Raw genomic sequence first — 14,136 nt, forward strand, 5'->3', positions numbered from 1 at the left:
ATGCAAATTTACCGGCTGTATGACTGGTCCGGTCTGACACCGGTTAACCGGGTAGTGACCGGAATCCTTATTTCGTCTTCAGAGAATAGTGCTGTTAATCAGCTGATTTCGCAGAGCATCACACCTGTTTCACTGCACTGCCGCAAGCGGTTGGTCTGTTCGCAGAAAGAGAAACACTACCTTCTGCATTTCACACAGCAGCTGACAACCTTACTGACATCAGGACTACCGCTGCTGAAAGCACTTTCCCTGCTGGCCGGTGAATGCAGCCACCCGCTGTGGACAGAAGTGATCCGCGCGCTTACCGGACAACTGCAACAGGGAAAAACATTGACTCAGGGGATAATGCAGTTCCCTGCTTTATTTGATTCCTTTTACTGCCAGATGATTACGGTCGGGGAGGAAACCGGTAAATTACCGGAGTGTCTTCATACTATTTCACAACATATTCAGAGCAGCCGTGAACACCGGGCCGCATTAATCAAATCAGTCCGCTATCCTGTTGCATTGTTAATTGCCAGCACTCTGATGGTCACATTAATGTTTCTGTTTGTAATTCCCGAATTCGCCCAAATATATGCATCATTCGATGCTGAACTTCCGGCACTGACACAACAATTGATCAGGATTTCCGGTATTATTTCCGTGTATACAATTCCGGTAATGAGCACAATAACAGTAATTACATTTATTTATCATATATTTCGCCGGAAACACACGGGTATTAAAAAAGCAGAATCAATCTGTATTTTACATATTCCGTTTATCGGCAATATTATTATTTTCAGTTATGTGTCCCGTATTTTCCGGATGCTGGCAATGACACAACAATCGGGCATCACACTTATTTCGGGTATTAATACACTTATTATGACGACTTCACATCCGTTATACAGAGAGGCTTTAAGCACAATCAGGGATGAATTGCTTCACGGGAAATCATTCAGCCAATCAATTAAGGAATCGAAATTATTTCCTTCATTATGTTATGAACTGATTGCCACCGGTGAGGCTACAGGGCAATTCGGACACTTTTTTTCCTATACCGCAGAATGGTTTAAATCTCTCGCCTTAAATCAAATTCAGGATTTTTTTAAAATACTCCAGCCATTACTGTTTACCTTCCTGTCAATTCTCGTCGCCATTTTATTAATTGCAATGTATTTACCTTTATTCCGGCTCGGTGAAATTTTGGTCTGATAACTATTCATTCTGTAAAGTATCTGAATAAAAAATTCAAACCTGTGAAATATCTCTGTATTCACTGCTTATTTGCCATAGGAGAAATTAATTTCATCAGGTACAATTTACCCGTTGTTTCGATCAATACAGGAATACAATGGCTTATATTGTTGCGTTAACCGGGGGTATCGGCAGCGGGAAAAGTACCGTTGCGGATATGTTTGCCCGTCTCGGGGTCCCTGTAACAGATGCGGATATTATCGCCCGTCAGGTGGTTGAACCGGGAACACCGGCATTGCAGGCTATTGCTGAGCACTTCGGCCCGCGGATTCTGACCGCAGACGGCACTCTGGACAGAGCTGCGCTGCGCCGGGAAATCTTCGCAGACCCGGAGGAAAAAGCATGGCTCAATCAGTTACTGCATCCGCTTATCCATCAGGAAACCCGGCGGCAGCTTAACAATGTAACAGCCCCTTATGCCCTTTGGGTGGTTCCTCTGCTGGTTGAAAATAACCTTGCTCCCCTGGCAGATCGCGTACTGGTTGTGGATGTTTATCCGCACGAACAAATAGCCCGTACCATGCGCCGTGACGGCGTTTCCGGAGAGCATGCCGAAAATATTCTCCGGGCGCAGGCATCCCGTGAACAACGTCTTTCCGTTGCCGATGATATTCTGACCAATCATGATAACGATGAGCCGCTGATGCCCCGCGTCCTTGCACTGCACGAACATTATACAGCGTTGGCCCGTCAGCCAAAACAGGAACACCCATGAGCGAAATCCGTCAGTCTGTTACTTTTGAACATCCATTAAACGAACGAACCCGTTCATGGCTGCGTATTGAAACATCACTTCAGCAAATGAGCACTCTGTCCCCGCTCGACTCTCTGCCGTCAAGCCTGGCATTTTTCCGGGCTGTCGCCGAATTTATCGAAGTGATTGATCGCGGTGAAGTCCGTTCAGAAATTTTAAAAGAGCTGGAAAAACAGCAAAAGAAACTGGCAATGTGGGCTGAAGCGCCTAACGCCGACCAGGCCCTGATCCGCGGATTTTCAGACGAACTGAAACAGAAAGCGGCAGAACTGAGTAAAGCCCCCCGCATCGCCCAGCACCTGAAAGACGATAAAATTATCAGCATTGTCCGCCAGCGGCTGAGTATTCCCGGTGGTTGCTGCGGTTTTGATCTGCCTTACCTCCACCTGTGGCTGAATCTGCCGCAGAGTGTGCGTGATAACACGCAGGCCGCCTGGATTGCAGGTTTGCAGCCGCTGAATAATGCACTCAGCAGCCTGCTGACACTGCTGCGCCAGTCCGCGCCTTTTGCCGCGGCCGAAAGTCATAACGGCTTTTATCAGGATAATGCGGAAGGCGCGGATTTACTGCGTCTGCGTCTGCCGGTTGATTGCCAGATTTACCCGCAGGTTTCCGGCCACAAAACACGTTTTGCCATACGCTTCCTGCATACTGACAGCGAACACGGTATAATACCCGCTACTTTACCGTTTGAAATTGCCTGTTGTTAGCAGGGAGGATGCTATGTCAGAAGCTATTATCGTTAACTGTCCGAATTGCAAAAAAGAAGTTATCTGGGGGACGGAAAGCCCGTATCGCCCGTTTTGCAGTAAACGTTGTCAGTTAATTGATCTCGGGGAGTGGGCTGCGGAAGAAAAACGGATTGCCAGCCGGAGTGACCTTTCTGACAGTGAAGCCTGGAGTGAACCGGAAGACAGTTCACCGTACTGATTAACTTACCGGACAGCGGCTGAACAAAAACAGCCGCATCCGTATATCTGAATCTTATTCCGTCAGTAATGCCACAATCCCGCGGTTGACCGGCGGAAACTCCTCTGCGATCAGTGCTGTTTGTTTTACCCAGCGTGACGGCTGGCCTTCTCGGCCGTAAGGCGCGTTCTGCCACTCTTCCACCAGGAAGAAATAAATGGTGATCAGGCGATCCGGAAACTCATGCTCTGCCGTCTGTAACAGCTCACCGGGCACAGCCACAATACCCAGTTCTTCTTCCAGCTCCCGTACCAGCGCCTGTTCCGGTGACTCTCCGGCTTCCAGTTTACCGCCGGGAAACTCCCAGTAACCGCCCATATGAGATTCAGCCGGGCGCTGAGCAATAAAGATATCGCCTTCTGCATTACGGATAACGCCGGCGGCAATACGTAAGTGTTTTTTTTCCATCATGTTCTGTCCGTTTTATTTACAGAAGAAAGGCGGGGTTTGAAGTGACCCCGCCTTTTTGCTTTTTATGCTAATCGTCTGTCAGGACTGATTATTTCAGTGCACCGTGGCACTGTTTGTATTTCTTGCCGGAACCACAAGGGCACGGATCATTACGGCCGACTTTGCGGACACCGGATGCGATTTCCGCTTCCGTTTTGGTCATCAGCGCAGCATTGTCATTTTCATGGCTGAGCTGCTGGCGCTGTGCCAGACGTTCAGCTTCCTCGCGGCGGCGCTGCTCCAGAGCTTCCACTTCTTCCGGCATACGAACCTGAACTTTGGAAATGGTACTGACCACTTCATATTTCAGGCCTTCCAGCATGTTAGCAAACATGGAGAAAGACTCACGCTTGTATTCCTGCTTCGGATCTTTTTGTGCGTAACCACGCAGATGGATACCCTGACGCAGATAATCCATCGCTGCCAGATGCTCTTTCCACAGCGTATCCAGCGTTTGCAGCATCACGCCTTTCTCGAAGTGACGCATCATTTCAGCGCCGACAATCTCTTCTTTGGCTTTGTAAACCTCAACCGCTTTATCGAGGATACGCTCACGCAGGGTTTCTTCGTGCAGCTCAGGTTCTTTATCCAGCCACTCTTTGATTGGCAGATGTAAATCGAAATCCTGTTCCAGACGTTTTTCCAGGCCCGGGATATCCCACATTTCTTCCAGAGACTGCGGCGGAATATGCGCATCGATAACCGTTGTGAAGACATCACCACGGATGCTGTCGATAGTTTCGCTGATATCGCCGTTATCCAGCAGATCATTACGCTGGGTGTAGATAGCGCGGCGCTGGTCGTTTGCCACATCATCATATTCCAGCAGTTGCTTACGGATATCGAAGTTGCGGCTTTCTACTTTACGCTGTGCGTTGGCAATCGCTTTGGTCACCCACGGATGCTCAATCGCCTCACCCTCTTTCATACCCAGTTTGCGCATCATGCCGGTAACACGATCAGATGCGAAGATACGCATCAGTGCATCTTCCATAGACAGGTAGAAACGGGAAGAACCCGCATCACCCTGACGGCCTGAACGACCGCGTAACTGGTTATCGATACGACGGGATTCATGGCGCTCGGTACCGATGATATGCAGACCGCCTGCCGCCAGAACGGCATCATGACGTTCCTGCCATGCGGCTTTCGCCGCAGCAATGTTCTCTTCTGTCGGTTCATCCAGCGCGGCCAGATCTGCCTGTAAGCTGCCGCCCAGCACGATATCCGTACCACGACCCGCCATGTTGGTAGCGATAGTCACATGACCGGAACGACCGGCCTGTTCAACGATATCCGCTTCCATGGCGTGGAATTTGGCATTCAGTACACTGTGCTCAATTTTGGCTTTTTTCAGTGCGTTGGAGATAAGTTCTGACTTCTCGATAGAGATAGTACCCACCAGCACCGGTTGTCCGGCTGCGGTACGCTCACGGATATCTTCAATGATGGCATTGAATTTATCAGCTTCTGTCATATAGACCAGATCCGGTAAATCTTTACGGATCATCGGACGGTTAGTCGGGATAACAATGGTATCGAGTTTATAAATTGAACTGAATTCAAAAGCTTCCGTATCCGCTGTACCGGTCATCCCGGCCAGTTTGGTGTATAAACGGAAGTAGTTCTGGAATGTGATGGAAGCCAGTGTCTGGTTTTCATTCTGGATTTCCACACCTTCTTTGGCTTCCACTGCCTGATGCAGACCATCAGACCAGCGGCGGCCCTGCATAGTACGGCCGGTGTGTTCATCGACGATGATGACCTCACCTTCGCTGACGATATAATCCACATCGCGGACAAACAGAGAGTGCGCACGCAGACCCGCCATGACGTGATGCATCAGCATGATATTTGATGGTGAGTACAGTGATTCACCTTCATTCATCAGACCGGCCTCAGACAGCAGCTCTTCCACCAGCACCAGGCCGCGCTCGGTCAGTGTGACCTGGCGGGATTTCTCATCCACAGAGAAGTGACCTTCACCTTTGAAGGTATCGGAATCATCTTTTTCCTGACGAATCAGGCGCGGGATCAGTTTATCCACTTTCATATACAGCTCAGAGCTGTCTTCTGCCGGACCGGAGATAATCAGCGGGGTACGGGCTTCATCGATTAAGATGGAGTCGACCTCATCCACCAGCGCATAGTTCAGCTTACGCTGTACACGCTCTTCCGGGCTGAACGCCATGTTGTCACGCAGATAGTCAAAACCGTATTCGTTGTTAGTACCGTAGGTGATATCAGCTGCATACGCTTCGCGTTTTGCCGGTGCAGGCATGCCCGGCAGGTTGATGCCGACAGTCAGACCGAGGAATTCAAACAGCGGACGGTTGTTTTCGGCGTCACGCTGAGCGAGGTAGTCGTTCACTGTCACCACGTGAACCCCTTTGCCGGACAGGGCATTGAGGTAGGCAGGCAGTGTCGCGGTCAGCGTTTTACCCTCACCCGTACGCATCTCGGCGATGCAGCGTTCGTTCAGCACCATACCGCCAATCAGCTGGACATCAAAGTGGCGCATGCCGAATACACGCTTACTGGCTTCACGCACCGTGGCAAATGCTTCCGGTAAGATATCCTGCTCGGATTCACCTTTTGCCAGGCGATCACGGAATTCCTGTGTTTTGGCTTTTAATTCATCATCACTGAGTTTTTCGAACTCAGGTTCCATCCGGTTGATAATTTCCACGGATTTGCGCAGGCGGCGTAAAGTACGGTCATTCCGGCTGCCGAAGATTTTAGTCAGTAATTTTACCAGCATAGTAAACGTCTCTGTTCAGGCACAATCAGGCCTTGTTAATAATCAATATGTTAATAATTTCTTTTAGGGGATTACGCAGATATTACGCAGATTGTACGGGGCCTGCACGGATGCCGCCGGTGCGGGCAATCCACTGAACAGAAAAAGACGGAGACGGGTTATCTGCGGCAATGCGCTGCGGCATAACAACCGGATGATAAACAGGCAGTGCCGGGGAATCGGTCAGAATGGCATACAGTGCCGCCAGCATATTTTGTGCGGAGGCATCATGCCGGTCTTCTGCCGGGGTATTATCTTTTGACGCATCTTCCGGGCAGGAAAATGCAAAGGAAATCTGGCGGATAACATTACGGACAGCATGCTGCTGCCAGTAATTGATGCTCTGTGAGGTTCTCGCCGGCTGGCTGCTTTGCAGGAACAGGCTGTCAAAGGCGGATAATGCCTGACTCTGGCGGTTTTGTGTTGTCCCGGCACCGGCTGTGGTAACATCACCACTGTTCAGGACTGCAGGCAGGCCAAAGCCGGTCGCCACAATCCCGATAAAGAGATGGCACCAGAAATAACGCCTGCCAAATTGCCGCCAAAGATTTAAAATAGTGTTTCCCTCACGAGATCCGGAGTATATGTGATGCGCGACAGTCAGCCAGTTTCCCTTGAAAGTCTGCTGGAAAGCGGAACTAAGGATAATAATACCCTTAAAAGTATTCAGCAGCGTGCTGTCGTGTTACTTAAACTCAACCGCGCCGTTCTGGCGCTGCTGCCCGCGATGCTCAAACCGCACTGCCGTGTGGCTAATTATCGCAAACAACTGTTAATTCTGGAAGTCTCTAATGCGGCACAGATGACCCGCCTGCGTTATGAACTTCCTGCGCTGCGTTCCGCATTGCGCCGGGAGATTTTACCATCATTATCGGCCATCGACATCAAAATCAACCCGTCATTGATGAAATCATCGTCAACCGGGCGACCGGGTGATGATAAAAACAGCAATTCAGATGTCAGAGGACAAAAAACAGCAGAGCCGGGACGGAAACTGAGTACGGAAAGTGCGAATGCGCTGAAAGCGCTGGCGCAGAGAAGTCCGGAAAAACTGAGGAAGAAACTGGAGAAATTGGCTGCACTGGCCGGAGAGAGTACCAGTACAGCAGATTAAGCAGACGCTATTTGGTAAACAGCGTCAGTGACAGGAGAGTCAGGGTCAGAGCAACAAGCTGTGGTGCCATGACCTGATTATGCCAGTACGGTTGACGGTGCACGGAATGCAACCGGCATCTGTGCTTCGTTCTCGAATGTCACGAGTTCCCAGGCGCTCTCTTTTGCCAGAACAGCCTGAAGTAACTTGTTATTCAGTGCGTGACCGGATTTGAATGCCGTGAAGGCACCAATGATATTGTGGCCGCACATAAACAGGTCACCGATAGCATCCAGCATTTTGTGACGTACGAATTCGTCTTCAAAACGCAGGCCGTCTTCGTTCAGCACGCGGTAATCATCCACCACGATAGCACAGTCAAAACTTCCGCCTAAACATAAGCCTTTGGACTGGAGATATTCAATGTCACGCATGAACCCGAAGGTACGTGCACGGCTGATATCCCGGACAAAGTTTTCCGCAGAGAAGTTCATCGCGTAGCGCTGAGTGCTGGAATCGATCGCCGGATGGTTGAAATCAATCGTGAAATCTAAGCTGAAACCGTTAAACGGAGAGAGTTCAGCCCACTTATCACCATCTTCAACACGGACGGTCTCTTTCAGACGCAGGAATTTCTTCGCGCTGTTCAGTTCTTCAATACCGGCATCCAGTAACAGGAATACGAACGGGCTTGCGCTGCCATCCATAATCGGGATTTCAGCGGCATCGACTTCGATAACCAGGTTATCAATGCCGAGCCCGGCCAGTGCTGCGTTTAAATGCTCAACCGTGGAAATACGTACGTTGTCTTCATTTACCAGACAAGTACATAACATCGTATCACGCACGGATTTCGCATCTGCCGGAAAATCGACAGGCGGATTAAGATCAGTACGGCGATAGATGATCCCGGTATTGGCCGGTGCCGGACGCATTGTCAGCGTAACTTTTTTACCGGTGTGTAAACCCACACCCGTAGCCTGAACAATACGCTTTAATGTTCTTTGTTTGATCATCGTTTCTGTCTCGTTTGATTAACTGTCTCCCTGTCATTATAAACTAATGACAAGGGAGATAGTTTAGCACAAAAAGCGGAGATGCAAATCTTTTCGGTTTAGTCAGCCTGTTTGCGTAAAAAAGCCGGGATATCTAAGTAATCCGGTTCTTTATTGCTCTGAGCTGACGAATCGTTGACAACCTGTGCCACTGATTTGCTCTCATCGATGCTGGTCATGCTGTTTTGCATTTGTGCATAACGATGTTCCATGTTGTTGGTCTGTACCGCTTTATTGGTTACCAGCGTGATTTCCGGACGTTTGTCCATGCCGATACCGGTCGCGACCACAGTCACACGCAGTTCATCGTTCATTTCAGGGTCTAAAGAAGTACCGATAACCACGGTCGCATTATCCGATGCAAACGCACGGATAGTGTTACCCACGGTTTCGAACTCATCCAGACGCAGGTCAAAGCCCGCCGTGATGTTAACCAGCACACCACGCGCACCGGACAGGTCGATATCTTCCAGCAACGGGCTGGAGATCGCCATTTCGGCTGCTTCTTCCGCACGGTCTTCGCCGCGCGCCGCGCCGGAGCCCATCATTGCGTAACCCATTTCTGACATCACGGTACGGACGTCCGCGAAGTCAACGTTCATCAGACCCGGACGGGTGATCAGTTCTGCGATACCCTGAACTGCGCCGCGTAACACATCGTTAGCAGCACCGAAGGCATCCAGCAGAGAAATCCCGCGGCCTAATACTTTCAGCAGTTTGTCATTCGGAATAGTGATCAGTGAGTCAACATGCTTGGATAACTCAGTAATCCCCTGCTCGGCGAATGCCATGCGTTTTTTGCCTTCAAAGTTGAACGGCTTGGTCACCACAGCAACGGTAAGAATGCCCAGCTCTTTGGCAACTTCAGCAACAACAGGTGCCGCACCGGTCCCTGTACCGCCGCCCATACCGGCTGCGATAAAGACCATGTCCGCACCGTCGAGTGCATTGCGCAGAGCTTCGCGATCTTCTTCCGCCGCGTTACGGCCCACTTCCGGGTTTGCACCCGCACCCAGGCCTTTGGTGATCCCGTTACCAATCTGAATAGTCTGGCCGACGGCGGTTTTACGAAGCGCCTGAGCGTCCGTATTCACAGCGAAGAACTCAACGCCTTCGATGCGTTCACGGACCATATGCTCAACAGCGTTACCGCCGCCCCCGCCGACGCCGATGACTTTAATCACCGCGTCGTTGGTCAATTCCATCGGTTCAAACATAATCTCTCTCCGTTTTGTGCCTTTCTTATATGGCCGCTATTATCGCCAGCCTTAATACAAATTAAAATTCTTTTCTGAGCCAGCCAGTTAATTTTTTAAACCAACTGCCCACCGAGGCACGTTTTTCTGTCTCGGTATCGCCGACCAGGTGAGATTCTTTGCCGTAATGCAGTAACCCTACTGCTGTAGAGTAATACGGTTCCTGCGCATAATCCGTTAACCCGGTTATGTTAAGCGGTTGTCCGATACGAACCTGTGTATGGAAAACACGCTGTGCGCACTCAACCAGTCCGTTAATCTGAGCCGCACCACCCGTCAGCACGATACCAGCGGCCAAATGGTGTTTGACACCCTGCTGACGTAATTGTTCCTGTACTTTCAAAATTTCGTCATTAACCAGATTGAGTAACTCGGTGTAACGCGGCTCAATCACTTCGGCTAATGTCTGGCGCTGTAAACTGCGCGGCGGACGCCCGCCGACACTCGGCACTTCCAGCGTTTCGTCTTTGCTGACCAGCGCTCCCAGAGCACAACCGTGACGGACTTTAATTGCCTCCGCATCGTTCGGCGGTGTACCGAATGCGTAAGCGATATCACCGGTCACCACGTTACCGGCATACGGGATAACACGGGTGTGACGCAGCGCGCCGCCGGTGTAAATCGCCATATCCATAGTACCGCCGCCGATGTCCACCACACAGACACCCAGTTCGCGCTCATCTTCCGTCAGTACCGCAAAGCTTGAGGCCAGACCGGCGAAAATCAGCTGATCCACTTTCAGCCCGCAGCGCTCAACAGCTTTGACAATATTTTTTGCCATGTCGTTATGACAGGTGATCAGATGCACTTTTGCCTGCATCCGCACACCGGATAATCCCACCGGGTTTTTAATGCCTTCCTGGTAATCGATGGCATATTCCTGCGGGATGACATGCAGAACACGGTGCTCGTCGCGGACACGGACAGATTTCGCCGTGTGCACCACATTCTCCACATCTTCCTGGGTCACTTCTTCTTCTGAAATCGGCACCATACCAATTTCATTCTGGCAGCTGATGTGTTTGCCGGATAACGCCAGATAAACTGATGAAATCTGACAGTCCGCCATCAGTTCCGCCTGGTCGATGGCACGCTGTACGCATTTTACCACCGACTCCAGATCATTGACGCCGCCTTTGTCCATTCCGCGTGACGGGCAATTACCCGCACCGATAATGTTCACCACACCGTCCGGCAGAATTTCACCAACAAGCGCAGATACTTTGGCGGTGCCTATTTCCAGGCCGACGACTAATTTTCTATCCGTTGCTTTGATCATTGTTATTCTGCCCGCCTTCTTTACCTGTTATGTCTTAATTTCCGTTTGCGAAAGGATCGATCTGCAATGGCGCCCAGCCGACCGCAGCACCGCTGTCATAGCGGAGATCGACATAATCAACCCGTTTGTCCTGTTCCTGCGCCAGAGTCGGATACAGCCCGATAAAACGCTGTAACCGGCCTTTGGTATCCAGCCGCCCGAGTTCAACCCGGACATCGTTATCCAGCACCAGCTGCCAGGCATGACGCGGTGACATTGAGGCTGATTTGATTTTCAGTCCTGTCCCGCTGAGCTGTTGCGCCATCTCACGATATCCGCTCAGTACATCCTGTTCACTGCCCTGTGCCCCGTAGAGCATCGGGAAAGATTCTTTTTCTGTCAGTTCCGCCGGCAGGCTGAAAACCCGCCCTGCGTCATCAACCATCTGTGCGTCATTCCAGCGTGCATACGGCACATACTCGACCAGATGAATTTTTAATTCGTCCGGCCACTGCTTGCGCACAGTGACCTGACGTAACCACGGGATCCGTTCCAGCTGCTGCTGAACTTCATTGACATCCAGTGTCATAAACGTGCCCGGCGTCCCGAGGGATAACACCGCTTTGCGCACATCATCGTTTGTCGTGTAATGGCGCTCACCGGTTAATACCAGTTTTGACATCGGCAGGCGGTCTGCATCTTTCATCCAGTTCAGCACCATCAGACCCCCCCAGACCAGCGTTCCCAGCACTATCAGGAAAAACAGCAGCCCGGCAAGGTATGTGCCGTTACTGGGACGTGAACCGTCATAATCCTGATCCGGTTCCGGTTCACGCATATTCAGTGCAGCCTGTGACATATCAGTCCGCCAGTGCCAGAACGTCCGCAACAAAGGCGGAGAAGCTCATACCGGCCTGACGTGCTGCCTGCGGCACCAGACTGTGATTGGTCATACCCGGAGATGTATTGACTTCCAGCAGGTAGAACTGCCCGTCACTGTCGAGCATCACATCCACACGGCCCCAGCCTTCACAGCCCACGGCTTTGTAAGCGGCTTTTGCCAGCTCACGGATTTCTGTCTCACGTTCCCCTTCCAGGCCCGGACAGAAATATTGTGTATCGTCAGAAATATATTTGGCTTCGTAGTCGTAGAATACCGCCGCAGGCTGAATGCGGATAGACGGCAGCATCTGCTCACCCAGGAAACCCACGGTGAACTCAGGGCCGCTGAGCCATTTTTCCACCAGCACGTCTTTGTCGTGTTTAAACGCTTCTTCCAGCGCCGGACGCAGCGCCTGTGCATTATCTACTTTGGACATGCCGACACTGGAACCTTCCAGGCTTGGTTTGACAATCACCGGATAACCCAGCGGTGCCACACCCTGCTGTAATTCTTCATCACTGATGTGCGCGAAACGGGCTTTGTTGATGGCAAAATACGGGGCAATCGGCAGACCTGCGCCCGCCCACAGCTGTTTGGTACGCAGCTTATCCATAGAGAGTGCGGAGGCCATCACACCACTTCCGGTGTACGGCAGTCCCATCTGCTCCAGGCATCCCTGAAGTGTGCCGTCTTCCCCGCCGCGGCCGTGCAGCGCGATAAAGACTTTGGTAAAACCATCTTCCTTCAGGCGGATAACCGGATACTCTTTGGTATCCACCGCAAATGCATTAATACCGGCTTCTTTTAAACCGGCAAGAACCGCCGCACCTGAAGCCAGAGAGACTTCACGTTCTGCGGATGTACCGCCCATCAGTACCGCGACTTTTTCAGTCATTCTTAATTATCCTCACTCAAAACCGGCCGTAATTTTGTGTCAGCCAATGTACGCGCTATTTTACCGATATTTCCGGCGCCTTGAACCAGTATTAAATCATTATCTTCAAGAACCTGTGCCAGCACCGCAGAAATTTTGCCCGGTTCGGTGACCAGGATCGGGTCCAGCTTACCGCGCTGACGGATTGTACGACACAGGGAACGGCTGTCCGCCCCCGGAATTGCCGGTTCACCGGCGGCATACACATCCAGCATCAGCAGGATATCGACCTGATCCAGCGTGTTGGCAAAATCCTCATACAGATCACGGGTACGGGTGTAGCGGTGCGGCTGAAATACCATCACAATCCGCTTATCCGGCCAGCCTGCTCTCGCCGCTTTAATCGTCGCATCCACTTCGGTCGGGTGATGGCCGTAATCGTCCACCAGCATCACGCTGCCTTCTTTCTCATTCACATGCTCCAGCGGGAAGTTGCCGAGGAAGTCAAAACGGCGCCCGGTGCCCTGGAATTCACGCAGAGACGCCAGGATATCCTCATCCGGAATGCCTTCTTCTGTCGCGACCGCAATTGCTGCCGTGGCATTCAGCACGTTGTGACGGCCCGGTGCATTCAGCTCCACCTTCATATCAGGCAGACTTTCCCGGTGAACAGTGAAGAAGCATTGTGAACCGCGCTGTTCAAAATCAGTGATACGGACATCCGCATCCTCATGAAAACCATAGGTAATCACATAGCGGCCGATACGCGGCACAATGTCGCGGATCACCGCATCATCCATACATACCACGGCAAGGCCGTAGAACGGCAGGTTATGCAGGAAGTTCACAAAGGTATCTTTCAGCGTTTCAAAATCACCGTGATAGGTATCCATGTGATCCGGCTCGATATTAGTGACCACGGCCACCATCGGCTGTAAATGCAGGAAAGAGGCATCGCTTTCATCCGCTTCCGCAATCAGATAACGGCTTGAACCGAGACGTGCATGCACACCGGCCGCTTTGACCAGACCGCCGTTGACGAACGTCGGGTCCAGACCGCCGCGGCCGTAAATGCCGGAAATCATCGCTGTGGTGGTGGTTTTGCCGTGCGTACCGGCAATCGCCACACCGTGACGGAAGCGCATCAGCTCCGCGAGCATTTCCGCGCGGCGGATCACCGGAATACGGGCTTCACGTGCCGCAACAATTTCCGGGTTATCCGCTGAAATCGCGGTGGATACCACCACCACACTGGCGTCTGCCACATTTTCCGGGCGGTGATTGAAATAAATCGTCGCGCCCAGGTTAGTCAGCTGTTTTGTTACCGCATTCGGCGCCAGATCAGACCCGCTGATCTCATAACCTTCGTTCGCCAGCACTTCCGCTATCCCGCCCATACCGGCGCCGCCGATACCGACAAAGTGAATGTGCCGGACGCGTTTCATTTCCGGAATGAAGGATCGTAATTTCGCCAATTGCTGTGTATTCACGTTATTTCTTCG

General features: G+C 51.4%; 14 protein-coding genes. 5 read left to right on the top strand and 9 right to left on the bottom strand.

Translation table 11 applies throughout. From position 1 onward, the window contains the following. The 4 genes from AAZR23_RS10110 to yacG all read left to right on the top strand — a co-directional run bounded on the left by AAZR23_RS10110 (window position 1) and on the right by yacG (window position 2,926). Window positions 1-1,200, top strand: coding sequence for a type II secretion system F family protein (locus AAZR23_RS10110; protein ID WP_434692242.1), 1,200 nt, complete (start codon window positions 1-3; stop codon window positions 1,198-1,200). A 139-nt stretch (window positions 1,201-1,339) separates the two neighbouring features. Beyond that, window positions 1,340-1,957 (top strand): dephospho-CoA kinase, encoded by a 618-nt coding sequence (coaE, locus tag AAZR23_RS10115; protein ID WP_166708338.1) that lies wholly within the window; start codon window positions 1,340-1,342, stop codon window positions 1,955-1,957. Beyond that, the gene (gene zapD, locus AAZR23_RS10120) at window positions 1,954-2,706 is read left to right on the top strand and encodes a cell division protein ZapD (protein ID WP_166708339.1); all 753 of its coding nucleotides are present in this window, start codon (window positions 1,954-1,956) and stop codon (window positions 2,704-2,706) included. Before coaE ends, zapD begins: the two co-directional genes overlap by 4 nt. A 13-nt stretch (window positions 2,707-2,719) precedes the next feature. Beyond that, window positions 2,720-2,926 carry a DNA gyrase inhibitor YacG gene (yacG, locus tag AAZR23_RS10125; RefSeq protein ID WP_434692246.1) on the top strand — a complete coding sequence of 69 codons (207 nt, stop codon included), beginning with the start codon at window positions 2,720-2,722 and terminating at the stop codon, window positions 2,924-2,926. 54 nt (window positions 2,927-2,980) lie between these two features. On the opposite strand, the gene mutT is transcribed toward yacG, so the two are convergent. The 3 genes from mutT to secM all read right to left on the bottom strand — a co-directional run bounded on the left by mutT (window position 2,981) and on the right by secM (window position 6,801). Continuing rightward, window positions 2,981-3,373 (bottom strand): 8-oxo-dGTP diphosphatase MutT, encoded by a 393-nt coding sequence (gene mutT / locus AAZR23_RS10130; protein WP_046894615.1) that lies wholly within the window; start codon window positions 3,371-3,373, stop codon window positions 2,981-2,983. 91 nt (window positions 3,374-3,464) lie between these two features. Further along, complete coding sequence (gene secA / locus AAZR23_RS10135; protein WP_166708340.1) at window positions 3,465-6,176, bottom strand: preprotein translocase subunit SecA; 2,712 nt, start codon at window positions 6,174-6,176, stop codon at window positions 3,465-3,467. 82 nt (window positions 6,177-6,258) lie between these two features. Next, a complete protein-coding gene (gene secM, locus AAZR23_RS10140) occupies window positions 6,259-6,801 on the bottom strand; it encodes a secA translation cis-regulator SecM (RefSeq protein ID WP_349417353.1) in 543 nt (180 codons plus the stop codon). Window positions 6,802-6,804: 3 nt separating this feature from the next. On the opposite strand from secM, the gene AAZR23_RS10145 reads away from it, so the two are divergent. Further along, on the top strand, window positions 6,805-7,329 hold the full coding sequence (locus tag AAZR23_RS10145) for a DUF721 domain-containing protein (RefSeq protein WP_434692251.1): 525 nt from the start codon (window positions 6,805-6,807) through the stop codon (window positions 7,327-7,329). Window positions 7,330-7,406: 77 nt separating this feature from the next. Here the strand turns inward: AAZR23_RS10145 and lpxC are convergent, their stop codons facing one another. From lpxC to murC, 6 genes are all read right to left on the bottom strand, one after another. Further along, window positions 7,407-8,324: a UDP-3-O-acyl-N-acetylglucosamine deacetylase gene (gene lpxC / locus AAZR23_RS10150; protein WP_025152783.1), complete on the bottom strand. Its 918-nt coding sequence runs from the start codon at window positions 8,322-8,324 to the stop codon at window positions 7,407-7,409. Window positions 8,325-8,422: 98 nt separating this feature from the next. Continuing rightward, window positions 8,423-9,580: a cell division protein FtsZ gene (gene ftsZ / locus AAZR23_RS10155; RefSeq protein WP_166708341.1), complete on the bottom strand. Its 1,158-nt coding sequence runs from the start codon at window positions 9,578-9,580 to the stop codon at window positions 8,423-8,425. Between the two features lie 61 nt (window positions 9,581-9,641). Next, window positions 9,642-10,898 carry a cell division protein FtsA gene (gene ftsA / locus AAZR23_RS10160; protein ID WP_046894498.1) on the bottom strand — a complete coding sequence of 419 codons (1,257 nt, stop codon included), beginning with the start codon at window positions 10,896-10,898 and terminating at the stop codon, window positions 9,642-9,644. 34 nt (window positions 10,899-10,932) lie between these two features. Next, the gene (ftsQ, locus tag AAZR23_RS10165) at window positions 10,933-11,736 is read right to left on the bottom strand and encodes a cell division protein FtsQ (protein WP_046894499.1); all 804 of its coding nucleotides are present in this window, start codon (window positions 11,734-11,736) and stop codon (window positions 10,933-10,935) included. A gap of 1 nt (window position 11,737) precedes the next feature. Further along, the gene (locus tag AAZR23_RS10170) at window positions 11,738-12,655 is read right to left on the bottom strand and encodes a D-alanine--D-alanine ligase (protein WP_054425080.1); all 918 of its coding nucleotides are present in this window, start codon (window positions 12,653-12,655) and stop codon (window positions 11,738-11,740) included. Window positions 12,656-12,657: 2 nt separating this feature from the next. Then, window positions 12,658-14,124, bottom strand: coding sequence for a UDP-N-acetylmuramate--L-alanine ligase (gene murC, locus AAZR23_RS10175; RefSeq protein WP_432692623.1), 1,467 nt, complete (start codon window positions 14,122-14,124; stop codon window positions 12,658-12,660). Window positions 14,125-14,136: the final 12 nt, after the last annotated feature.

Origin of the sequence: Morganella sp. Je.2.23 (assembly GCF_051129855.1) — a bacterium.
Classification (GTDB): Bacteria; Pseudomonadota; Gammaproteobacteria; order Enterobacterales; family Enterobacteriaceae; genus Morganella; species Morganella sibonii.

What these genes read in the sequence shown, in the direction of transcription:
- AAZR23_RS10110 (WP_434692242.1), top strand. Translation starts at nt 1, where the DNA reads ATGCAAATTTACCGGCTGTATGACTGGTCCGGTCTGACACCGGTTAAC.
- coaE (WP_166708338.1), top strand. Translation starts at nt 1,340, where the DNA reads ATGGCTTATATTGTTGCGTTAACCGGGGGTATCGGCAGCGGGAAAAGT.
- zapD (WP_166708339.1), top strand. Translation starts at nt 1,954, where the DNA reads ATGAGCGAAATCCGTCAGTCTGTTACTTTTGAACATCCATTAAACGAA.
- yacG (WP_434692246.1), top strand. Translation starts at nt 2,720, where the DNA reads ATGTCAGAAGCTATTATCGTTAACTGTCCGAATTGCAAAAAAGAAGTT.
- mutT (WP_046894615.1), bottom strand. Translation starts at nt 3,373, where the DNA reads ATGGAAAAAAAACACTTACGTATTGCCGCCGGCGTTATCCGTAATGCA.
- secA (WP_166708340.1), bottom strand. Translation starts at nt 6,176, where the DNA reads ATGCTGGTAAAATTACTGACTAAAATCTTCGGCAGCCGGAATGACCGT.
- AAZR23_RS10145 (WP_434692251.1), top strand. Translation starts at nt 6,805, where the DNA reads ATGCGCGACAGTCAGCCAGTTTCCCTTGAAAGTCTGCTGGAAAGCGGA.
- lpxC (WP_025152783.1), bottom strand. Translation starts at nt 8,324, where the DNA reads ATGATCAAACAAAGAACATTAAAGCGTATTGTTCAGGCTACGGGTGTG.
- ftsZ (WP_166708341.1), bottom strand. Translation starts at nt 9,580, where the DNA reads ATGTTTGAACCGATGGAATTGACCAACGACGCGGTGATTAAAGTCATC.
- ftsA (WP_046894498.1), bottom strand. Translation starts at nt 10,898, where the DNA reads ATGATCAAAGCAACGGATAGAAAATTAGTCGTCGGCCTGGAAATAGGC.
- ftsQ (WP_046894499.1), bottom strand. Translation starts at nt 11,736, where the DNA reads ATGTCACAGGCTGCACTGAATATGCGTGAACCGGAACCGGATCAGGAT.
- AAZR23_RS10170 (WP_054425080.1), bottom strand. Translation starts at nt 12,655, where the DNA reads ATGACTGAAAAAGTCGCGGTACTGATGGGCGGTACATCCGCAGAACGT.